This is a genomic window from Streptomyces fodineus, from assembly GCF_001735805.1.
Lineage (GTDB): Bacteria > Actinomycetota > Actinomycetes > Streptomycetales > Streptomycetaceae > Streptomyces > Streptomyces fodineus.
Genome location: NZ_CP017248.1, coordinates 1,980,313 through 2,002,140, shown reverse-complemented (window position 1 = coordinate 2,002,140; position 21,828 = coordinate 1,980,313). Strand labels below are relative to the sequence as shown.

The 21,828-nt window shown below is 66.8% G+C and carries 16 protein-coding genes and 1 pseudogene; 15 read left to right on the top strand and 2 right to left on the bottom strand.

The features are described from left to right. Positions 1-3: 3 nt before the first annotated feature. From BFF78_RS42890 to BFF78_RS08020, 8 genes are all read left to right on the top strand, one after another. Complete coding sequence (locus BFF78_RS42890; protein WP_079161200.1) at positions 4-687, top strand: ABC transporter ATP-binding protein; 684 nt, start codon at positions 4-6, stop codon at positions 685-687. Then, a complete protein-coding gene (locus BFF78_RS42885) occupies positions 602-967 on the top strand; it encodes a response regulator transcription factor (RefSeq protein ID WP_335755315.1) in 366 nt (121 codons plus the stop codon). Before BFF78_RS42890 ends, BFF78_RS42885 begins: the two co-directional genes overlap by 86 nt. A gap of 68 nt (positions 968-1,035) precedes the next feature. Next, positions 1,036-1,230 (top strand): FDLD family class I lanthipeptide, encoded by a 195-nt coding sequence (locus BFF78_RS08045; protein ID WP_069777648.1) that lies wholly within the window; start codon positions 1,036-1,038, stop codon positions 1,228-1,230. Between the two features lie 117 nt (positions 1,231-1,347). Next, positions 1,348-2,685 (top strand): lanthionine synthetase C family protein, encoded by a 1,338-nt coding sequence (locus BFF78_RS08040; RefSeq protein WP_079161774.1) that lies wholly within the window; start codon positions 1,348-1,350, stop codon positions 2,683-2,685. A gap of 5 nt (positions 2,686-2,690) precedes the next feature. Then, the gene (locus BFF78_RS08035; protein WP_069783456.1) at positions 2,691-5,750 is read left to right on the top strand and encodes a lantibiotic dehydratase; all 3,060 of its coding nucleotides are present in this window, start codon (positions 2,691-2,693) and stop codon (positions 5,748-5,750) included. Beyond that, positions 5,747-7,531, top strand: coding sequence for an ABC transporter ATP-binding protein (locus BFF78_RS08030; RefSeq protein ID WP_069777647.1), 1,785 nt, complete (start codon positions 5,747-5,749; stop codon positions 7,529-7,531). Before BFF78_RS08035 ends, BFF78_RS08030 begins: the two co-directional genes overlap by 4 nt. 37 nt (positions 7,532-7,568) lie before the next feature. Beyond that, entirely contained in the window at positions 7,569-8,519 is a 951-nt protein-coding gene (locus BFF78_RS08025) for an LLM class flavin-dependent oxidoreductase (RefSeq protein ID WP_227025757.1), read from the top strand. Between the two features lie 45 nt (positions 8,520-8,564). Beyond that, positions 8,565-9,815 (top strand): erythromycin esterase family protein, encoded by a 1,251-nt coding sequence (locus BFF78_RS08020; protein ID WP_069777645.1) that lies wholly within the window; start codon positions 8,565-8,567, stop codon positions 9,813-9,815. A 597-nt stretch (positions 9,816-10,412) separates the two neighbouring features. Here the strand turns inward: BFF78_RS08020 and BFF78_RS08015 are convergent. Then, positions 10,413-11,609, bottom strand: coding sequence for an IS110 family RNA-guided transposase (locus BFF78_RS08015; RefSeq protein WP_069776383.1), 1,197 nt, complete (start codon positions 11,607-11,609; stop codon positions 10,413-10,415). 151 nt (positions 11,610-11,760) lie between these two features. Between BFF78_RS08015 and BFF78_RS42880 the strand changes: the two genes are divergently transcribed. After that, positions 11,761-12,617, top strand: a protein-coding gene (locus BFF78_RS42880) for an IS5 family transposase (protein ID WP_418346627.1) whose coding sequence is annotated in 2 segments (ribosomal slippage) — positions 11,761-12,157 and positions 12,157-12,617 — 858 coding nt in all. Because the reading frame shifts where the segments join, the coding sequence is not laid out codon by codon here. Positions 12,618-12,713: 96 nt separating this feature from the next. Here BFF78_RS42880 and BFF78_RS08000 read toward each other — a convergent pair. After that, positions 12,714-14,087 carry a polysaccharide deacetylase family protein gene (locus BFF78_RS08000; protein ID WP_079161198.1) on the bottom strand — a complete coding sequence of 458 codons (1,374 nt, stop codon included), beginning with the start codon at positions 14,085-14,087 and terminating at the stop codon, positions 12,714-12,716. Between the two features lie 1,095 nt (positions 14,088-15,182). Between BFF78_RS08000 and BFF78_RS07995 the strand changes: the two genes are divergently transcribed. From BFF78_RS07995 to BFF78_RS50065, 6 genes and pseudogenes are all read left to right on the top strand, one after another. Continuing rightward, positions 15,183-16,442: a nucleotide sugar dehydrogenase gene (locus tag BFF78_RS07995; RefSeq protein WP_069777644.1), complete on the top strand. Its 1,260-nt coding sequence runs from the start codon at positions 15,183-15,185 to the stop codon at positions 16,440-16,442. 365 nt (positions 16,443-16,807) lie between these two features. Further along, positions 16,808-16,981, top strand: coding sequence for a hypothetical protein (locus BFF78_RS46040; RefSeq protein ID WP_159032963.1), 174 nt, complete (start codon positions 16,808-16,810; stop codon positions 16,979-16,981). Between the two features lie 125 nt (positions 16,982-17,106). Continuing rightward, complete coding sequence (locus tag BFF78_RS07990; RefSeq protein WP_227025756.1) at positions 17,107-18,297, top strand: glycosyltransferase family 2 protein; 1,191 nt, start codon at positions 17,107-17,109, stop codon at positions 18,295-18,297. Between the two features lie 389 nt (positions 18,298-18,686). Then, positions 18,687-19,076, top strand: a complete 390-nt coding sequence (locus tag BFF78_RS48020; protein ID WP_069777642.1) for a helix-turn-helix domain-containing protein — start codon at positions 18,687-18,689, stop codon at positions 19,074-19,076. A 150-nt stretch (positions 19,077-19,226) separates the two neighbouring features. After that, positions 19,227-20,315 carry a DNA/RNA non-specific endonuclease gene (locus BFF78_RS07980; protein WP_069777641.1) on the top strand — a complete coding sequence of 363 codons (1,089 nt, stop codon included), beginning with the start codon at positions 19,227-19,229 and terminating at the stop codon, positions 20,313-20,315. Between the two features lie 31 nt (positions 20,316-20,346). Continuing rightward, a pseudogene (locus tag BFF78_RS50065) lies at positions 20,347-21,392 on the top strand (hypothetical protein). The last annotated feature ends 436 nt before the right edge of the window (positions 21,393-21,828 follow it).

The window sequence follows — 21,828 nt, the reverse complement described above, 5'->3', positions numbered from 1 at the left end:
GGGGTGTCGCTCCAGATCCCGGAGTACGGCTACCTCGCGATGGTGGGCAGGTCCGGCGCGGGCAAGACCACGGTCACCTCCCTCATCGAGCGCTTCTACGATCCGGATGACGGAGCGGTGCTCTTCCGGGGCACCGACCTCAGGAAGTTGGAACACCGCGACTACCGACGGCATGTGGCGCTGGTGGAACAGCACACACCGCTGCTCTACGGTTCCCTGCGCCACAACCTCACGTACGCCGCACCGGACGCGTCCGAGGACGCGATCCGCGACGTGCTCGACACGGTGGGCCTCGACGCACTTCTGCGACGCCTGCCAGACGGGCTCGACAGCGAGGTGGGCGAACGAGGGCTGCGGCTGTCGGGCGGCGAGCGCCAGCGCGTGGCCATCGCCCGCGCCCTGCTAGCCGAGCCCGACCTGCTGGTGCTGGACGAGCCCACCTCGCACCTCGACACCGTCAGCGAGGCGGAAATCGCCGAGGCCCTGCTGAGGGTCTCCGAGCGCTGCTCCCTGTTGGTCATCGCCCACCGGCTGTCGACGGTCCGTTCGGCGCGAAGGATCGTTGTCATGGACGGGGGGCGGGTCAGCTCCATCGGAACACATGAGGAACTGCTCGCCAGAGACCGGACCTATCAGCAGCTGGTCGAAAGCCACCTGCTTCAATCGGGGAAATCCGCACATGCATGAGGTCACTGGACACGAACCCCACTGGAAAGCTGCGCTGCAGCGTCTGGACCGCCTCACTCCACGGGAGTCTGAGGTTTTTTCCATGATGGCGGAAGGTCTGTCGAACGAGAGTATGGCGAACCGTCTTCATTTGACTGAACGAACCGTGCGCGCGCACCTCTCGGCGATAGCCGAGAAGTTGGAACTACACTCCCGTTTGAGCCTCTGTCTGGCGTCGTACGTTTCTCGCAATACTGTCGCGAACGACAATGTCTGCCGGTGTGGCGGACGAGCAGAATAGGAATCAAGCAGAGGCCGACTCTGCGTAATTCCGTAATCCGACGGAATTGTCACGCGAAAGGAAATCACATGTCCGGCAACGCATTCGATCTGGACGTCCGGGTAACCTCGCCGTCCACTGCCGGCCTGGACAGGGCACCGGCATCCATCTCCTCGCTCCTCACCCGCGCGGTCTGCACCCGGGTGACCTGCAAGGCCAACTGCACCTACGTCTGCACGACCGTGTGCACCTCGGGCATCTGCCCCAAGGAGCACTCGCACTGAACCGGATGAGCCCGCTCTGATCGGGCTCACCTCCGACAACGGGTGTTGCCGTGGGCTCAGCACGGCAACACCCGTTTCCACTGCGACAGCCGAACGGCCGCGACACGAGGGATGGACATGCGTGAGAACCGGGAAACAGTCGGCTGGCCGGCTCGAGGCGAGGAGGACACGCTCATCGAACGCGCACACCGCGCGGTCCGCCTGGTCGCCGAACGGACCTCGACCACCGGTCAGGTGACCGAACTGGCCCTGACCGCTGCGGAACAGTCGGCGTACGCGGTGGGCTGGTACCCACCGAGCCTCAGCCACGGCCAGGCCGGAACAGCCCTGTTGCACCTGTACACCGCCCGAGCCGGACTCGGCGGCCGGGACACAGCCTTCGAGCACATCAGGGAAGCCGTGCTCGGCACCCGCGTCGTGCCACTGGAGGTTCCCGGGATCTTCGGAGGCACCAGCGGACTGGCCCTGGCACTGGCCGACTGCGCCCACGACGAGCCACGCTTCCTGCCGAGCCTGCACCGAGTGCACGAGCAACTCGCCGCCCAGGTGCTCGATACCGGCTACCCGGCCGTGGAGCGCGCGGTCACCGACGCCGACTACGACTGGATCAGTGGAGCGGCGGGGATCCTCGCCTACCTCGTCTCCATCGAGAATCCCAGCCCCGCCGTCCGGGAGGCCGTGGGCCGACTCCTCGACTACCTCGTGTGGCTGAGCGAGCCTGCGCAGACCCGGAACACCCCGCACCGCTGGCTGCTGCTCCCCGACGTCTACCCACCCGTCGGGAACGACCACGACAGGTATCCGCATGGGTACCTGAACCTTGGCTTCTCGCACGGCGTGCCCGGAATCGCTGCGGCGTTGGCTGCGGCTGCGGCGTCCGGCCACCAGCACCCGGGACTCGACACGGCCGTCACCACCTTCACCGCCTGGATCCTCGCGCATCAGGCCGCCGATGAGTTCGGTCCGCTGTGGCATGACGGCGTGGCGGTCGACATGGACGGCAACGAACAGCCCCGCCTGCACGGCCACGACCAGATCGCCTGGTGCTACGGCACGGCCGGTGTCGCCTCGGCCCTGCTCGACATCTCGCGCAGCACCGGTGACAACGGACTACTGACTACGGCCGTCACCGCGTTCGAGGCCGTCCTGCGGCGGGCTGCGCAGGCCGGACCGCTGTCGCCGACCCTGTGTCACGGACAGGCCGGCCTGCTGATGATGTGCCGCGCCTTCGCACCCTTCAGCGGCCTCGCCCGCGAACGGATCCCCGTCCTGCTCGACCGGCTGCTAGAGCATGCCGACGAGGCACGACCGGCGGTCTTCGCGGACCACCAACTGCCCGGACACCTGGTGGACGACCCGGGCCTGCTGTGCGGAGCCGCCGGAGTCGCCCTCGCGATCCTCGCTGCCCTGAACGACGACCGTCCGGCCTGGTTCCGGGCCTTCTTCGCAAGGTGATGTTCATGTCCCGGTACGTACCCGCCGACTTCTACCTCCTGCGCTCTCCCGCACTGCCCGCGGAGACGTTCCGCGAATTCATGAGCGATCCTGATCACACGTCCGACGCCCTGTTACGGCTGGCCGACGCCCCCGAGGTCCGGCGGGCGATCTTCGTCGCCAGCGAGGGCCTGGCGGAGGGCCTCACACAGCTGGAGCGGATGTCCCCCAAGAGCGTGGCGCGCGTCTACTCACGGCTGTGGCGCTATGTCACCCGGATGTCGACCCGGCCCACACCCTTCGGGGCGTTCTCGGGCGTCGCCGCCGGGACCTTCTCCGGACGTACCACCGCCCGGTTGGAGACCCCCGTGATCAGCAGCACCCGGGTGCGCGCGGACATGGCATGGATCCTCGCCTGCATCAAACGGCTTGAGGACGACCATGAGATCTGGCGGAGCCTCAGAATCGTCCGTAACGCGACAGTCCATGTCTCCGGCGACCGGGTGGTCCTGCCACACGCCGACGTCTATGGGAATAGCGACCGCACCTCGGTGCGCGTCCGGGCAACCCCCGCCGTCCACACAGTGCTGAACGCGGCCGCCACCCCCGTGACCTACCCTGAGCTCGTCGACGCGCTAACGGCCGCCTTCCCCGAGGCGACCGGTCCGCAGAAGGAGAACCTCCTCCAGCGGTTGTGGGATCTGAACTTCCTCACCAGCGACCTTCGCCCGCCCCAGACGACCGCCCAGCCCGAGCAGTACCTGCTCGACGGGCTTGCCGGAATCCCGCAGGCGGCAGAGGTGGCCGAACGACTGCGCGAGGTCGTCGAGCTGGTCCGGCACGCAGACGACCCTGCCTCGCTCGCCCGCTTGCGAGTGGCCCAGGAGAAGCTCGTACCGGGTTACACGGGACAGACGTACCAACTGGACTCCGCCATCGGCCTGCGCTCGGACGAGCTCAACCGGTCCGTGGGCGAGGCGGCGGCCGACGCGGTGGACGTCCTCATGCGTCTGAGCGCGGCCACGGGTGCCACCAACGCACATCTGAGGCGGTACCGGGAGGAGTTCCTCGAACGGTACGGCCACGGCGTGCGCGTGCCGGTTCTGGAACTGCTCGGCCCGGACCAGGGTCTGGACGCACCCGAGTCCTACACGGAGCCGACCCGCACGGCTGGTCGGCTCGACAGTGCCACCGACCTCGAGGACACCTCCTCCTACGACAGGGCCGTCGTCGAATTCGCGCACCAGGCCTGGCGCGAGGGGATGCTGGAAGCGGAACTCACCGACGCCTGGCTGGACCGCCTTGCCCCGGCGGCGACCGTGGGACCGTTGCTTCCCGCGGTGGATCTCTACCTGCAGATCGAGGCCACCGACCGGCAGGCCGTCGACCGGGGCGAGTGGCGGGCCGTCCTCCGCGCCGACTGCCTCGCCCACGGCGGACGCACCTTCGGGCGCTTCTTCGACCTGCTTGGCGACCGGTTGGCGGACCAGCTGCGCGACCTCGCCCGGTGGGAGCAGAAACTTCAGCCGCACGTGGCATACGCCGAGGTGGCCTACCTCCCCACGTACGGCCGGGCCGGGAACGTCGCCGCGCACCCAGACCTCGGAACGTACGAAATACCCGTCAACACCAGTCCCTCCGTGCCGGCCGACCGCGTACTGCCGTTGGACGACATCCTGGTGGGCGCCGACGACCGGCGGTTCCACCTGTGGTCGCGGCGCCTGGACCGCGAGATCGTCGTGACGCAGCACCACATGCTCAGCCCCCTCGCCGCCCCGAACGTTGCCCGCTTCCTGCTGGAGGCCTCGCAGGACGGGTACGTGCTCCCCGGCGGATTCCACTGGGGGCCAGTGTCGAACGCGACCTTCCTGCCCCGGGTGACCCGCGGCAACGTAGTGCTCCGGCCGGCCGAATGGCGACTGGACGCACACGGCCTGGAGGATCTCGCGGCTTGGCGCGAGCGGTGGCGCGTGCCGCGGTACGTGCATTTCGTGAACCTCGACAACCGGCTGCTGCTCGACCTCGACCACCCCCGCTGCGTCGCGGAACTGCGGGAAGAGGTCGGCCGCGCGGGCGGTGGAACGGTGCTGCTCCACGAGATGCTGCCCGACTTCGAGCATCACTGGCTGACCGACGACCTCGGGCGGCGATACACCGAAGAGATCGTCGTCCCCGTCATGGCCACCCGGTCCGAGACCATCGCCCGGCACCCGGCCGGGCCGCCGGTGGAGATCCCCTCACGGCGGTACCCGCCGGGCAGCGAATGGTCGTACGTCAAACTGTACGCCGCCTTCGAACGCCACGACGAGATCATCGCCGGTCCGCTGCGGGAACTTATTGCGGAGTTGCGCGCAGAGGACGCGGTGGACCGCTGGTTCTACATCCGGTACGCCGATCCGCGCCCGCACCTTCGCATCAGGGTGCGCAGCGAACGGCCGTCGGTTCTCGGGCGACTCGCCACCTGGGGCAGGAGCCTGGTGGACGCCGGCCTCGCCCAGGACGTCACCATGGACAGCTATTGCCCCGAGACCATGCGCTACGGCGGCCCCGGCACGTTCGACTCGGTCGAGCTTCTGTTTGAGGCCAACAGCGACGCCACCGCCCGACTGATAGCGGCCCGCGCGGACCTGCCGCAACTGACGGACGAGCATCTGGCCGTGGCCGCGGTGGACACCCTCCACCGCCACTGGGGCGTCCCACTCGCCGAGCGCATGGACCTCCTCCCCGGCCACCAGGACGACCACGCCACGCGGGATGAATTCAGGAAGGCTCGTGCCTACCTGTGCGAACTGCTGCTGCCCTGGGACCGGTCCACCCATGAGGAGGGCCGTGCACACCGCATGGGGATCGCGGCCGCCCTCGCGCCCCAGGAGCCTGCGGTCCGTGCGGCATCCGCGGCGGTGCGCGAGGCCGCCGAACGCGGCCGACTCGCGGTGCCGCCCGCCCATCTCCTCGGCAGCCTTGCGCACATGCAGATCAACCGCCTCCTGCCGGTCGATCTGGCCCGTGAGGAACGCTGCTATGGGCTGCTGCGGCACACCCTGCGCGCCCTCCGGGGCCGCCTCGCTGCCGAGGAGGCCAGGTGATCTGGCTCCGCGTGCTGCGGCTCTTCTGGAAGCTGAGCGCCCGGAAGGTCACCGCCTTCGCCGTCGCCTCAGTGCTGTCGGCTGCGATCCCCGGCGTGCAGGTCGGGCTCACGGCGAGCGCGGTGCAGTCCGTGGCGCAGGCTGCCGGCGGCAACGAGGGGGCCGGACGGCACGCCCTCCAGGCGGGCGTCGTCCTGCTGCTGATCGCGGTGGTGGGGCACCTGCTGGACGTGTGGGGCCAGTACCTCGACTCTCTGCTCCGCCTGGAACTCACCACCAAGATCGGTGAACAGGTGATGGTCAAGGGCACCCGACTCGACCTGGAGCAGTACGAGAACGCCGAGTCCTACGACAAGTTGCAGCGCGCCTTCCAGGAAAGCAACGGGGGACGCATTTACCAGCTGTTCTCCGAAATGCTCACCGTCACCCGCGAGCTGGTCACCGTCGTGTCGGTCGGCGCAGTGCTGTTCACCTGGTCACCGTGGGTGGCCCTGTTCATCCTGGTGTCACCGGTCCCGTCCGTGGCGGCGCACATGATCTACACGAACAAGGCGTACGCCATCGAATACGCGCGCGCAGCGGACCGTCGGCGGATGTACTACTACCAGTACCTGACCACGACGGATCACTCCTTCAAGGAAGTGCGCCTGTTCCAGCTCGGACCGTACCTCGTCGAGCGGTACCGCACACTTGTCCACGAGTTCTTTCGCGTCGACCGGCAGCTGGCCCGCCGCCAGTCGGGCATCGTGGGCCTGCTGGGCCTGCTGAGCGTCATCGCCTCCTCTGGGGCTCTGCTGTGGGCGATCGGGGCGGCTGCGGACGGCGGACAAGTGGGCCGCCTCGCGGGATACCTCCAGTCCATGGGCGCCATCCAGGTGTCGGCCCACGGACTGCTCCTGGGGATCGCCTCGCTCTACAAGGACACGCTCTTCCTCGGCAACCTCTTCGCGTTCCTGGACCTGCCCGAGCGCCGGATCACCGGTGGGAACAGGCCGTTCCCGGCGAAGCTGCGCAAGGGAATCGAGTTCCGGGACGTCAGCTTCGTGTACCCCGGCACCGACCGGCTCGTCCTAGACGGTGTCGACCTGCTCCTGCCGGCCGGGGAGTGCGTGGCGCTCGTCGGGCAGAACGGCGCCGGGAAGACGAGCATCGTCAAACTGCTGACCCGGCTCTACGAGCCGACGGGCGGGCGGATCCTGATCGACGACGTGCCGATCGAGGAATACGACGTCGACGACCTCCAGCGGCACATCGGCGTCATCTTCCAGGACTTCATCCGCTACGAGATGTCCGTCCGCGACAACATCGGCTTCGGCCGCATCGAGGCGATGGACGACGACGAGCGCATCCGGGCCGCAGCCGTAGCCGGAGGAGTCGACACCGTGGTGTCCGACCTTCCGGACCGGTACGAAACCATGCTCGGCCGGCACTTCGAGGAGGGCCGGCAACTGTCGGGCGGTCAATGGCAGAAGGTGGCTCTGAGCCGGGCCTTCATGAGGAGGGCCCCGGTGGTCGTACTTGACGAACCCACGTCGGCCATTGACGCGGAGGCCGAGTCCGAGATCTTCGGCCGGCTTCGTGACATCGCGAGGGAGGCCACGTCCCTCATCATCGCCCACCGGTTCGCCACGGTGCGCATAGCCGACCGGATCGTGGTCCTGGACCGGGGCAGGGTGGTCGAGGAAGGGACCCACGAGGACCTGCTCAGCGCCGACGGAATGTACGCCCACCTGTTCAACCTGCAGGCAGCGGGATATCTCGGCGAACCCGCCTCTCAGTGAAGGCCAGTTCATGCAAACTTCGGTCATCTTTCCGGTCATGCCCACGGACCCCTCCGACGCGGTTCCCTTCGCGGAACTCGTCAGAAGCGAGGACATGCCGCGGCTGTGGCAGGGACAGTCCGTCACGATCGAAACCCATCAGATGTTTGCCTACCTCGCGGGCATGGGATTCCGCATCCCGTTCGGCACTGCCGTGACCCTGATGCCTTTGCGCCATGCCATGGAAGCAGCGGCTCACGCCCGGTCCCTGGCTCGTCTGACAGGCAGGTGTGTGACGCTGGGACTCGGCCCGGGATCCCCCGACCTGGTGGCGAGTCTGCACGGAAAGCCGTACGACAGCCCGAAAGCCGCGTGTGCCGACTATCTCCGGCAGGTGCGCGGATTTCTCACCGAGCAGAGGAACAAGGCGCCGGAGGCCGGTCGGCAGGCATCGGACCTACCGGATCTCGGTCATCCCGGTGTGGATATCGGCCTTGGAGTCCTCCGCCCCGCCCTCGCCCGGCTCGCGGGCGAGACCGCCGACGTGGCGATTACCTGGATGACGCCGCCAGGATACCTGGCACGTGATGTGGTGCCGGCTCTCCGGCGCGGTGCCCGGGCGGCGAGCCGCCCGACCCCGCGCCTGGTGACCGTCGTACATGTCGCGGTCGCCCGCCACGGGCGCGATCCCCGCCAACTCGCCTACAAAGCCGCCCACAAACACCTGGGCGCGCCGCACTACACGGACATGCTCAGGCGCGCAGGGCTGCGGGTGCACCCGTCACAGCCCTACCTCAACGCACGCGCCCTGGTCGACTCGGGAACCTTCGTGTACGGCACCCCGCGGGAGGTGGCCGGCGCACTGGCCGAATACGCTCGAGCGGGCGTGGACGAGGTGGTCTTCAACTGCGCAGGCGTAGGTCTCGCGCATGGCTGGAATGCCGCCCTAGAGGACCTGGCGGAACTCTCGGCCGAAATGCGTGCGGTCCGTTCGGACGTGACCGCATAAAGGCTAGGCTCACCGTGCCGAGAGGTGACGCGAAAGGAAATAGCGATGACCGAGGAAGTGCAACGATGGCTGAAAGAGAACGCCTTGCCATTGAAAGGCCTGCACCCCGGGGCATCGGACCCGGGCTACGGTGACCTGGAGCCACTGCGCAAGGTTCTGCGCGACGTACGTGTTCTGGGGATGGGGGAAGCCACGCACGGGACCGCCGAGTTCTTCCGCCTCAAACACCTATTACTGCGGTTCCTCGTCGAGGAGATGGGGTTCACGGCTCTGGCTATGGAGGCCAGTGCCTCCGCTGCCCAGGCGGTCGACGACTACGTGCTGCATGGAACCGGTGATGCCGTCGACGCAGTGGCCGGCCTCGGATTCTGGACGTGGCGGACCCGGGAAATGCTCGACGTCGTCGAGTGGATGCGCGACCACAATCGAACGGTCCCCGAGGACCGTGCCGTGCGTTTCGTGGGCATCGACCCTCAGCGATGCGGTCCCTCCCTGGCGGCACTGGCGGCCGTGCTGCGTACGGTGGCACCGGAACGGGCGGACATCACCGGCGGCCTGCTCGGCGCACTAGCGGAGGCCAGGACCGGATCACTGGTGGACCAGCGCCCCCAGCTCCTTACCGAGGCACGTGATCTGGAGCGATTCCTCGAGGAGGAGCACCCCCGGCTTGCCGCGCACATCGGGGACACGGCCGTCGATCAGGCACTCAGGCATGCGCGCCTGATCGTGGCCGCGGCTGACGTGGCCTCCCGGCCGCCGCGCGGAGACGGTGAGGAGACGGGCGCGCTGGCCGCCCGGGACCGCCACATGGCCCAGGCGGTGATCTCCCTGGAAGAGGGAACCGCCGGAAAGGTGGCCGTCTGGGCCCACAACGGCCATGTCTGCACCGATTGTTATGCGCGAGACATTCCCGCCATGGGGCAGCATCTCAGGGACCGCTACGGTGAGCAGTACTACGCCCTGGGCCTGCTGTTCGGCGAGGGTGCCTTCCGCGCCCGCCCCGGAAACTCCGCGACACGACCGCCCAAGAAACACACCATCAGTGCGGCGGGTCCGCGCTCCGTCGAGGCCCAGCTGACCTCGGCCACCCCCGAGGACCACATGATCGATCTCCGCGCTGGCCGGTCCGAGCCCGCCGTTGCCGAGTGGCTGGAGAGCCCGCAGTTCATGCGGTCCTTCGGCGCCGGCGTGCCACGCGTGACGTACCGCTTCTCCATGACATCGACGGTGCTCATGCGGGAGTACGACGGATTGGCGTACGTGGCCCGCTCGACACCTTCGGTGCTACTGAGCTGAGAGCCAACACAGTTGTCCGGACCGCAGCCCACGTTGATAGCCGTGACCGGGCACAGCAACTCCTACGTGACGGTCTTGCCACCAAGGCAGGGGACAGCCGTTGGTGCTGGGCCGAAGCGTGCTGGTACGTCGCTGTCGCAGTGGGGCGATGGAGGATCGCGTTGTTCGGCTGGACCTCGCGCTTGTAGTCCGGAATCGCGGTAGGAGTGCCAGACGTACTCGTGGGCGGTCATCGGCGTGGCCGCGGCGGGGCACCGCCCTCATGGGCCTATCTACGCAGAGGGACAGTTTGCACCCTGCATGTAACCATCCTGTCTGGCGTGGCAACTCTCTTGCCGCCGAAGCAGTTACATGAAATAGCATCGTGTTCCCTGCGCTGTCCGCGTAGGCGTAGGCGCGCTCGCACTCACGTGGTGCGTGGTGCGGGGTTGCCCGAAACCTCGAACGCGATGATGGCCTACGGCCACGCAGTCGACATAACTGAGGGTGATGCTGGCCTTTGCGACCGGCCTAAGACGTCGTTTCCTTTGGCGTGATCGTTCGTTGAGCCGTGCATGACGGATCTGATCGAGCGGTTGGTGCTTCCCAATGCTGAAGTCAAGCCGTCGCAGCGACAGGTAGTGCGACTTGATAGCACCGTCGGTCACGGATCAAGGCCCACAGAACGTTGACGCGCCGGCGGGCGAGGGCGAGCACGGCCTGGGTGTGCCGTTTGCCTTCGGCGCGCTTGCGGTCGTAGAACTGGCGCGAGTTGGGGTCGAACTGGACGCTCACCAACGCCGACGTGTAGAAGACCCGTTGGAGGCGTCGGTGGTAGCGCTGAGGACGGTGGAGATTCCCGCTGATCTTGCCCGAGTCGCGCGGTGCAGGGGTCACTCCCGCGAAGGCAGCGAGGCGATCAGGACTGGCGAACGCATCCAGGCTGCCGCCGACGGCGACGAGGAACTCGGCGCCGAGCACCGTGCCGATGCCGGGCAGGGACTGGATCACCTCGGCGAGTTCGTGCTCGCGAAACCGGCCCTCAATGAGCTTGTCCGTCTCAGAGATCTTCTCGCTGAGGGCCATCACCTCCTTCGTGAAGGTGAGCACCATCTTCGCAATGGCCGTTTCACCCGCGACGGCGGTGTGCTGCCGCTCGGCGGCCTCCACAGCCTTCGTCGCAAGTGCTTCGGATCCGCGGACCTTGCGGTTGCGCAGCCAGGTGGTCAGCCGGCGCTGGCCGGTGCGCCGGATCGCGGCCGGAGTCTGGTAGCCCGTCAGGAGCATCAGCGCTCCGCTGGTCCCCAGGTCGAGAGCCCGTTCCAGGGCTGGGAACATGCTGGTAAGCAGTGACCTGAGCCTGTTAATGGTGCGGGTGCGTTCGGCGACCAGGTCGACGCGGCGATCGGTCAGCAGCCGCAGTTCCACGGTGGCGTCATCGTCAGGGCGGATCGGCAGGAGGTCACGCCGCATCCGGGCCTGATCGGCGATGACGCGGGCGTCCCGGGCGTCGGTCTTGCCCTGGCCTCGATAGCTGTCCGAGGCCCGGTTGACCGCGATGCCGGGGATATAAACCAGCTCCTGGCCGTGGTTGACCAGTAGCGCGATCAGTAGCGCTGGCTCGCCGCCGGTCATGTCCAGGGCCCAGGTGACGGCACGGCCGTCGGCAAGGTCCAGGACGTCACCGAGGAGCTTCAGCAGCTCCGGCTCGTCGTTGGCCACCCGTCGCGACAGCAGCGTGTCGCCTTCACTGTCCAGGACCAGGCAGTGGTGGTGGGTCTTGCCGCAGTCGGTCCCGGCCCATATCCGGCTCATCGTGCTCCAGCTCGTCGTGCGTGCAGTGCGTACCACGGACGACCTCGCCGGCATTGCTCTACACAGCGACCTGTTCGCATTTCCCAATCGGCGGCCGAGTCGTCGTGGGGAGTCGGGCGGCCAAGCACCAAAAGCCATGCGCGGCAGCCGGATGAGAGCCACACCCGGCTCCCCTGGGCGCCACAACCCTACGAGTGGCTGGGGCAGACCCAGGAAGAAGGTAGAGCCGGATGAGTTATGGACGCTGTTCCGGCGGGTGGTTCCGCCGACGGAGGTGATACGTCCGCAGGGCGGCGGCCGACGGCGGGCGGGTGACCGCGAATGCCTGGCGGCGATCATCTTCGTGGCCACCTCGGGGTGCACCTGGCGGCAACTGCCCCCGGTGTTCGGCCCGGCCTGGCCGACGGTCTACCGGCGCTTCGCCCGGTGGAGCCAGGACCGGGTCTGGGCCCGGCTGCACCGCATCCTTCTGGACGAGCTCGGCGCCAGAGGCGAACTGGACTGGTCGCGGTGCGCCATCGACTCCGTCAGCCTCAGAGCCGCAAAAGGGGGCCACTGACCGGACCGAATCCGACCGACCGCGGCAAGAACGGATCGAAGATCCACCTGATCACGGACCAGAACGGTCTACCCCTGTCGCTGGGCATCTCCGGCGCCAACATGCACGACAGCCTCGGCCTGAAGCCACTGGTGCGGGGGATCCCACCGATCCGCTCCCGGCGCGGCCCACGGCGCCGGCGACCGGCCAAGCTCCACGCCGACAAGGGCTACGACTACGACCACCTGCGCCGATGGCTCCGCAAGCGAGGCATCCGCCACCGCATCGCCCGCAAAGGCATCGAGTCCTCGCAGCGACTGGGCTGTCACCGCTGGGTTGTCGAAAGGACAGTGTCCTGGCTCGCCGGCTGCCGACGCCTGCACCGCCGCTACGAGCGCAAGGCCGAACACTTCCTCGCCTTCGTCGGCATCGCCGCAGCCCTCATCAGCTACCGCCGACTCACCAACTGAAACGAGGTCTAAAGCATCCTGTCAGGAAGCGGCAGGGGGGTGACTCGTCACTGCGTCCGGGGGCGCCGTCCCACTCCCAACGATTGAGCGGAGACACTACGTATAGTGCTCCATCGTCTCCGCGACCGTTGCGACGGCGATGCCCCGGTCGGAGATCGCCTTCATCAGCGTCATCAGGCCCGCCCGGCTGATCTCCGTACTGCTGGTCGGAGTTCCCTCGACGACCCGGTGCAGGCAGAGGATCAGCCAGTCTGCGTTGTCGGCACAGCGGCCGAGTCGGCCACCCGGAGCCGTCAGGTTCGACAACGCGGTGCCGCCGATGCCAGTCCCGTCGTTGATGCCTGTCAGCGCTTTGAGGCGATACGGCATGGCCGGGGCGAAGGACTCAGTTGTTTCGGAAACGATTGAGCGAGCCGTGGTGAAGTGCCGGCCCGCAATGAGGTCAACCGGAACACCATCGGTCGTCTTCCCGAACGCGCCGTGCGGATAGGCGAAATGCTCACTGGTGAAGCCGTTGGACAGCAGCCACTCCCGCAGCCTGCGGAAGTCATCGTCGGCCTGCTCGGCGGTCAGCTTTGCATAGCTAGCGGTGTGAGCAGTCGTCGCATATGCGTGCCCGGCCATTTCCCAGCCCGAGTGGTTCTGCAACGACCGCATCTGGGCAACCGTCAGCGAACTTCCGGTACCGATGGCATCCGCGATGTTGTAGCTCGTCCCGGGGAAGCCGTACCTGTCCATCGCTGGACGCGCCAGGTCGTGGATCGAACTATGGGAGTCGTCGAACGTGACGGAGACAACACCCTTGGGGAAGACGGACGAGGTATCAGGGATCAGCTCGACGGCCTGGAGCCAGTACGTCACGGGACCACCGGCGTCGTCGTACACGGCGAACGAAAAATCCGTGAATCCGGATTTCGTGGTCGGCACTCCTCTCGAGGAGAGTGAGCACCTGCCGACTGCGGAGGTCACATCGGCCCACTGCAGGTGGACCGTCACCCAGTCCCCGGACTGGACGTAGTTGGTGGCCGTCGCGGAGTGCATGTGGAACTGCCAGAGGTAGTAGTTCGCGAACGACTCGGTGCCCACATAGAAGGCCAGTTTGGAGAGGCTGTTGGTGTCCTCGACGCGGAAGACCAAGCGGATCATCTTGCCGGCCAGGTTCATTGCGGTCATGCCGGTCCTGCGGACGTACGACTGCTTTCCGGTGCCGTTGGTGGTTGCCCGCACCGACTGCCGACCTTGTGTGAACACCGAAGTGTCATTGAGGTCGGCGGTCGCCGTGCCTGCACCGGCGACCGTCCAGCCGTGCCCGGCCTGGAACTGCTCGGACCAGGTCGGTCGGCGATACCGGGGACGACGCCCGGAGGGGCCACCCACGTCCGTGGCGCCGCTCAGTAGTGTCCCCCCGGCCACGACAAGCGCCGACGCACCGGCCACGCGAAGCGCCGCACGACGACTGAATCGGCTCACACCCAAGGTGGGCCCCCTCTACTCACCCGTCCCCCCAACGATGTCAAAGTAGCTCATTATTCTCTTGCCGGACGGCTGGACTGCAGCATCGAAGCCGTCGAGGAGCCTTGCCCGGGCTTGCAGTACACCGGTCTGCATGTCCATACGTAGCTGCGGTTACGGCGTATTTGCTGGCAGCACAGGGGACTTTGCGGCTCACGCTCCCATCGGGGACCTGTACGTCCAGGACACTCAGGCCGCACCATCCCGCTCCGCAGTGAGGGGCGCCTTCTGCGGAATCGCCCACATACTAACCGCCGTGCTGCCTGACAGCCGGGTTCAGCATTTGAGTTGACGGTGCCTGCCCTGCTGGGATGGCGGCGCTCGTGGGCCCATGAGGTGAACGAGACGCCGCTTGGAGGAGCGCGCCCACACCGCTCCGCCCAGGCGACCTGGGACGATGACTTCGCCAGGCCGGTGGTACAGGGGGCGCGCGTAAGGCGCGCGCAATCCTCAAGTGCTTCGGCCGTCAGGTCGCAGTGCGGGACCAACCCTTCCGCTTGACCAGAACATCTTGAATCCTTGACCAGGCGTGAAGCCTGGGGGGAACTTGTGAAGATCATCTCAGGGGCTTCGTGGGGTGTCCGCTTGGCGCGTCGACGCCGGTTTGCAGCAGCCACGGAGCTCCATGTCGCAGCCGTGGCTGGCCGCTGAGCATCAAATCGATCTCCAACCAGTGGACTTGATGGTCAGTCGGTTGGGCTGGAGGACCTCAGAGGCGCCTCATAGGTTTCGAATCGGTAAAGATGCCTCCGCTGCCACGCATGTTGTTGAACGCTTAAGGTCCACAAAGAGGGGGGATTTGTGAAGATCGCTATGCGGAGTCTGGCGCAGTTCACGCAAGGGCCTCAGGCCGGCGGTTGAGCTGGCGGTAACTGGACAGCAGCGACTGTTGCAACCCGACGGGGGGTTTAGCGGCGCCGCTGCCGCACCGCCATCCATTGCAGTACCCGACGCCGCGGCCACCTGCTTCAGGAACAGGTAGCCGCACTTCAGGGGCGCCGTTTCCCGGCCCCGCGCATACCCGCGGGGCCGGCTGAAGGTGAGGAAACCACCATGCACATTTGTGTGCTTGGGCAGGGCTATGTTGGCCTGCCCCTGGCCCTGAGGGCCGCCGAGGCCGGATACATCGTGACCGGCTACGAACCCGACCAGAGGCGCTGCGAGAGGCTGGCTGCCGGATCGTCCTACATCGAGGACATCGACTCCAAGCGCCTGCAACAGGTGCTGCACTCGGGCGCCTACACACCCAGCTCAGATCCGAAGGAACTCAAAGGGTTCGACGTCGCCGTCATCACCGTGCCGACGCCGCTGACCGACCGGGCACCAGACCTCACCTGCGTACGCGAGGCCGGCCGGGTGCTGGCGGACTGGCTGGAGCCAGGAGCCACCGTGGTGCTTGAGTCGACGACGCACCCAGGCACCACCCGCGACGTGCTCATACCCCTGCTCGAGGAGGGGTCGGGTCTTGTTGCCGGGCAGGACTTCCACGTCGGGTTCAGCCCCGAGCGCATCGACCCCGGCAACACGGATTGGCGGCTGGAGAACACCCCCAAGATCGTCGCCGGGCTCACCGATGCCTGCCTGCGACGCGTCAAAGCCTTCTACGACTCGGTCACCGACGTCACCGTACCGGCCTCCGGGCTGGAGGAGGCTGAACTGGCCAAGGTGTTCGAGAACACCTACAGGCACGTCAACATCGCCCTGGTCAACGAGCTCTCCCGGATGGCGCACACACTCGGCGTAGACGTATGGCACACCCTGGAGCTGGCCGCGACCAAACCCTTCGGATTCACCAAATTCCTGCCCGGACCCGGCGTCGGCGGGCACTGCTTGCCGATCGACCCCGTGTACCTCAGCCACCACGTCAAAGCGCGGCACGGACAGACCTTCCGGCTCATCGAACTCGCCCAGGACATCAACGAAAGCCAGCCCGACTACGTGGTGCGCCGCCTGCAGGACGCCCTCAGTCGCCGCTTTCGCCGAAGCGTGCACGGGGCCCGCATTCTCGCCCTCGGCGCCGCTTACAAGCCGGGCACATCCGACGCCCGCCAATCGCCGGCCGTCCAGGTCATCGACCGGCTGCGTGCCATGGGAGCGGACGTCACCGTGGTCGACCCCTACCTGCCCGGCGGCGGCTGCCGGGACATTCCTTTTGCCGCCGCGCACAGCGGCACAAGCGTGGCCGAATTCGACGCCGTCGTCCTGCTCACCGCGCACGACGAGTTCGATCTCACTCAGCTCGCCGCCGAGGCCGCCTACGTGCTCGACACCCGTGGCGTCATGACCTCCGCCCCGCACATTGAGCGGCTCTAGATCGCAAAAGCCGCAGCTGTGGCACGACCGCTTCGACCGGCCGGCGCACCCTCGGTGTGTCAATGGCTGAAGCCGTCACGTCACTCGAACAGCTTGCCACCACGGGAAACGAGAACCGTCCTGCACGTGGTGGCCCTCCTGGCAACCGAGAGGCAGCCTCCGAGACCTGGGTCCCAGCGAACGACAAGAGGAGCGCGAACGAGATCCCGAACTCGGTCGATCAGCAGGACGTGGCGGTGCTGTTGGCACTCCGTCGGCCCCTGATCTCAGGCAGGCCGTCGAGGAGGACCTTCCACCAGGTATGCGCGGTGCCATGCCAACCCACGACAAGAGCGAGCGTCGCTGACGCTCATGAAGGAGAGAACATGTACGGACACAATGGTGTAGGTACCGCGATAGGTACCGCCACCGGGGGAGCCGCCCTGGCCGCCACCGGCGGAACAGCTCTGGGCTGGATCGTGCTCGCAGCGATGCTCCTCGTCCTCAGCGGCGTGACGGTCTTCCGGCTGGCGACCCGAGGCAAGCGGGTGACCGCTTGAGCACTTCATCACGGGCGAGATTCACTGTGGTGACTGCTGTGGTGGTGGCGGCTCTGGCCGCTGCCACCGTGGTGGTCCACCTCCAATCGAAAAGCCCACTCCTGACGTCTTATTGGTGGCTGGGCATGATCGTGATCGTGCTCTGCCTGGTCTCCTTCCTCAAGGGCCGGTCCTTCACCCACCTGCCCGTGGCTCCTGGCCGGACGGTGGCGATCATCCCGGCCTTCGAAGAGCCCACGGAGAACCTGCACCGAACGGTGCGCTCACTGCTGGCCCAGACCCATCCGGTCGACGAGATCCACGTCATCGACGACGGCTCGCAGCAACACCCCGTGCAGCCCTTCGACCACCCTCGGGTCTTCTGGCACCGGCAGGAGAACAAAGGTAAGCGCGGAGCTCAGGTCACGGTCCTGCGTCATCTTCAGGCTCAGGGCAAGCACTTCGACTTTGTTCTCACCATCGACTCGGACGGCGAGCCCTTCCCGGATGCCCTGGAGCAGCAACTGCGGGCCATGAGCAACCCGAAGATCCAGGCCACCACCGGCATGATCTACATCCGCAACTTCGAGGAGACCTGGGTCTCCCGGGCCGCTGACATCGACATCGGAACTTCGTGCGTGATGATGCGGTCCTCACGCTCCATGCTCGGAGCGCTGGAGACCACCTCGGGCGCCCTGGCCCTGTACAGGGCCGAACTCCTCTACGACCATTTGGACGCCTACGAGGTGGAATGCGGGACCGGAGACGACCGCTGGCTGGCCCTGCGGGCTCTCATGCGCGGCGAGGTCGTGGCCGTCAACGAAGCCGGGGTGGTCACCGACATGCCGACCACATTGAAGAAGACGTACCGCCAGCGCCTCCGCTGGGCCCGGTCGTGGTGGTGGATGCTCCCGTTCGTCTACTCGCGACTGTCCATGAAGCAGCTCATCTCGCCGACTTTCGGCCTGCTCCAGCTCGTCATCACCCCCGTGATGCTCACCTGGACCGTCGTGATGACCGTGATGACTCTGGGTGGCCGCTACCACAACCCAGGCGCGGCCTTGGTGTATCTCGGGGTGTACCTCGTCGTCCGATACGGCCAGGCAGGTCTGTATGTCCTCATGCGGCCGGACATCACCACACGCCAGCGGTGGCACTCGTGGCTTGTAGGAACCCCGGCAGCCGTCTTCATGAACATTGTGCTGCTGTGCCCCACGCGCTACTGGGCCCTCTTCAAGCTCCGCGACAACGCGTGGCAGTCACGAGGACTGACAGCCAAGACGGTCCTACCGAAGGGACGCCACCGCGCTGAATCCTCGGACCTCATGAACGCATGAGTGTCGGGCGGCCAGTGAGTCGCTCAGAAGGAGCGAGGTTCAACAGCTCGGCTCTCGACACCGTTGTGGCCATGGGATGGTTCCGGAGGCAGGAACCATCCGGCCGGCCATCCATCCACACCGAATGCCGATCTACAGCGAGCGGAACAATCCGAAGCGGCCGTTCTCGTACCTGCCTAGTGCTGGATTCCTCTTTCGCTGGGTATGTGTCCTGGTGGCGGGCTGGTTCGGCTACTCGGGGGCGGGTGCTGGACGGTGGTGTTACGGGCACGGCCGAGCCGTGACGAGAGCGAGGAACAGCTCGTGCATCAGCTGTCGCGGGCGCGCAAGGCGACTCGTGATCTGGTCATGCGGGCACGGATGGTCTGCTGAGCTGGTCCGGACAGCGAGTGCCTGCCATCGCGGATGAGTTGAGGTGCAATCCCAAGACAGTTCGCCGGTGGCTGCACCGCTTCAACTGCTTGGGCCTGGACGGGCTGGAGGACCTGGGTGGACAGGGTCGCAAGCGATGGATCTCCGGGGCGGAACGCTCAAGAATCATCGGCTTGGTCAAACAGCCGCCGCCCGGTCGGCTGACCGTGCAGGCTGACGGCGAGCTGGCCGGGGCGGATGAGTCCGGGCCGCCGGAGTGGACCCTCGACGCGCTGGCCGCTGAGGCCGGACGGTTGGGCATCGAGGTCGGTCGCAGTCAGGTCCGGCGGATCCTGTTGGCTGAGGGTGTGCGCTGGCGCCGCACCCGGTCCTGGACCGGTCGAAGGACGCGGACTTCGAGGGACTAAAAGCTCTACGTCACCTCCCCAGGCGCCCAGATTACGGATCCGGACGCATCATGGAGTAACCCCCGCAAGATCCGTTGCGACGACGCGGTCCGGAACGTCACGGGCAACCCCACGGGCACGCCGTCGCCGGGCTGTGTCGTCCCCTCAGTCATGGCCGTCGTGCCGATGAGCGCGCAGAGCTCGGACCCGGGTGGCGCGGTGGCCGCCTACCAGTGGGCCCAGCAGAATCTCACCGACGCCTGGGGGAAGGGCAAGCCACTGACGAGGGAGAGGAGCGGCACGGCCGACCGTACGGATCGCACGTGCGGAAGCGGGAGTTCGGAGCCTTTCCAGGACCTGACTGAGCTCGTCCCGACCGACACCTGTGGCGAATTCCCCTTCGCGGAGACTCGGGAGGGAGGAACCGACGGCGCTCGGTGCGCCGAGGTGATTCCCAATTTCGGCAATGGTGGATGGGACACCTACGTGCTCGGCAACAGTTTGGACCTGGATCCCGCCAGGCCTTGTGTGCGTGCCCATCTCCCGCTTGCCGACAAGCAGTTCGCCGACAGGAAGCTCTCCGAGGGTTTCGAGAACCAGCGGGTGCTTGACGCCGATCAGTTCGAGGTGAAGTTCACGACGCCAACCGCCGGTCCGCAGGCCCGCTGCCTGGAGAGCGCTCCGGCCGGTTCGCTTCCTTCCGGCGACGGGTGGATCAGGAACACCACCGAACCGGTCGCCCATACCAACAAGACCACCACCCCGCCCGGCCCGGCCGGCACTCGGCCGACCACGGCGCAGGCCTGCCTGGGGAAGAAGCTCGGCAAGGGCAGTGGTGCCACGGGAGACATCACCGGCTGGCAGGACGCGCAGCAGTTCAACGCAGCGAACCCGCCGCTGGTAGCGCAGGCCCGGTGTCACTTGATCGCGAACATCCTCGGTGGAAAAGGCAGGGTTCGGGACGGCGGTCAGAACAACCTCGTTCCTTGCTGGCAGGTGGGGATGAACACCGGTACGCCCAGCATGCGGACCTACGAGGCCGAGGCTCAGAAGAAGGTGGCAGAGCAGAGCTTCGGTGCGAATGACGCCATCTTCTACCAGGTGACGCCCGTCTACCGGGACGCTACAAGCACGATTCCTGTGGGAGTCACGATGAGCGCTAATATCGAACGGGCGGACGGAACGACGGAGCTGCTGTTCCCCAACGTCTACATCACCAACACCCAGGCAAACACTGGGCTGCTCAACCTCGGAAACTGATTTTAGCCAATTCGCGCCTTCGGGAGCCAGAATGAGTCGTACTTCCCCGCCGCGGCCACTCGACGTGACCGCGCTGTTCCCTCGACTGGCCCCGCTGGCACGCACGGCGACCCGATTGCATCCCCGGCCCGGTTCGCCGTTGACGCACGACAGTTCCGTCGGCGGGCCGCTCCTCTGGCCTGCCGACGAGCCGTGGCCGCACTGCGAAGGGCCGCACGTATGGGACCGGGTGAATGCGGCCCTCTCGCCGGCGGACGTGCGGCTGTTGCGTCGTAACAGGGCGGCAGCGGCGAGCCGGCAGCGCCGCGACCCTCAGGCGTTCGGGGCCACGCCAGAGGAACTGGCGACCGAGGAGCGGATCTCTGCAGGTCGCCCGTGGCCCGAAGATCCGGTCGCCATGCTGCCCGTGGCCCAGCTGTACGTACGCGACATCCCTCTGCTGCGCCCGCCCGGGCAGACCGGGGCCGATCTGCTGCAGGTGCTGTGGTGCCCCTTCGACCACCCCGCGCACCCCAGGACCGCTCTGTACTGGCGGTCCGCCGCCACGGTCACCGACGTACTCGAAGCGCCGCCCGAGCCGCCTGCGGTCCAGTTCCCCGGCTATCTGCCGGAGCCGTGTCTGTTCGCGCCGGAGCAGGTCACCGAGTACCCCAGTCTCCTCGAACTGAGCATCGAGCTGCAGCAGCAGCTGGGCGACTGGAGCAGGTGGCAGGCGGCCGGATCAGCGGTGGACACCTCCTACGCGCCGGCCCCGGAGGAGCTCTACCTGGACCAGCTGTCCGTCGCCCCCGGCTGGAAGGTCGGTGGCTGGACCCGCTGGGGCCTCATCGACCCCATGCCCCGGCTCTGCCACACATGCGGCACCGAGATGGACCCGCTGTTGACGATCGCCTCGACCGAATGGGACGACGCTACCGACAGTTGGGCCCCCGAAGAGGAACAGACCAACCCCACGCCGCTCCCCCCGGCACCCCTCCGGCGAATTTCACCATGATCGACCTCGCCCGCGGCTATGATCTGCAACTCCATGTCTGTCCGGCATCCCCAGATCATCCGCACATTGAACTGATTCAGTGAGCGACTCGACTTTCGCTGTTTTCGCAGACTGGGATTGAGTCCGTATGCCGGTCCGGAGTTGGCGAAGCCGGATGTACCGAATGGGGAATGGGGAATGGGAGAAGCGTCGGCGGTGCTGTCAGCCCGCTCCGGATAGGTCCGCCGATGCGTCCTTCTGCGTCGGTACCCGCATCGCTGCAGTTGCCAACTCCCCAAGCTCTCCGCTTCGCTCGAGCAGGGTAGTCCCCCATTCGCGTCGCCGCCGCCCTCCTCCACCTGCCGGCTGCGCCTCGGCATCCAAAGAAGGAATCAAAATGCCGAGACGGAGCGGCGGGATGCACCAGACTCCGCTCAGCGGCATCAGAAGCCGAAACCCCTGATAGGACCCATTGGACAGCGTCTAGTAGTCGGCTGTGTACGGGCGATGGCGTTGACCCGCTGTGCCGGATTTCAGTCA

Excerpts from the sequence above, each read along its gene's own strand:
- BFF78_RS42885 (WP_335755315.1), top strand. The coding sequence starts at position 602 with ATGAGGAACTGCTCGCCAGAGACCGGACCTATCAGCAGCTGGTCGAAA.
- BFF78_RS08045 (WP_069777648.1), top strand. The coding sequence starts at position 1,036 with ATGTCCGGCAACGCATTCGATCTGGACGTCCGGGTAACCTCGCCGTCC.
- BFF78_RS08040 (WP_079161774.1), top strand. The coding sequence starts at position 1,348 with ATGCGTGAGAACCGGGAAACAGTCGGCTGGCCGGCTCGAGGCGAGGAG.
- BFF78_RS08035 (WP_069783456.1), top strand. The coding sequence starts at position 2,691 with ATGTCCCGGTACGTACCCGCCGACTTCTACCTCCTGCGCTCTCCCGCA.
- BFF78_RS08025 (WP_227025757.1), top strand. The coding sequence starts at position 7,569 with ATGCCCACGGACCCCTCCGACGCGGTTCCCTTCGCGGAACTCGTCAGA.
- BFF78_RS08020 (WP_069777645.1), top strand. The coding sequence starts at position 8,565 with ATGACCGAGGAAGTGCAACGATGGCTGAAAGAGAACGCCTTGCCATTG.
- BFF78_RS08015 (WP_069776383.1), bottom strand. The coding sequence starts at position 11,609 with ATGAGCCGGATATGGGCCGGGACCGACTGCGGCAAGACCCACCACCAC.
- BFF78_RS07995 (WP_069777644.1), top strand. The coding sequence starts at position 15,183 with ATGCACATTTGTGTGCTTGGGCAGGGCTATGTTGGCCTGCCCCTGGCC.
- BFF78_RS46040 (WP_159032963.1), top strand. The coding sequence starts at position 16,808 with ATGTACGGACACAATGGTGTAGGTACCGCGATAGGTACCGCCACCGGG.
- BFF78_RS07990 (WP_227025756.1), top strand. The coding sequence starts at position 17,107 with ATGATCGTGATCGTGCTCTGCCTGGTCTCCTTCCTCAAGGGCCGGTCC.
- BFF78_RS07980 (WP_069777641.1), top strand. The coding sequence starts at position 19,227 with ATGGCCGTCGTGCCGATGAGCGCGCAGAGCTCGGACCCGGGTGGCGCG.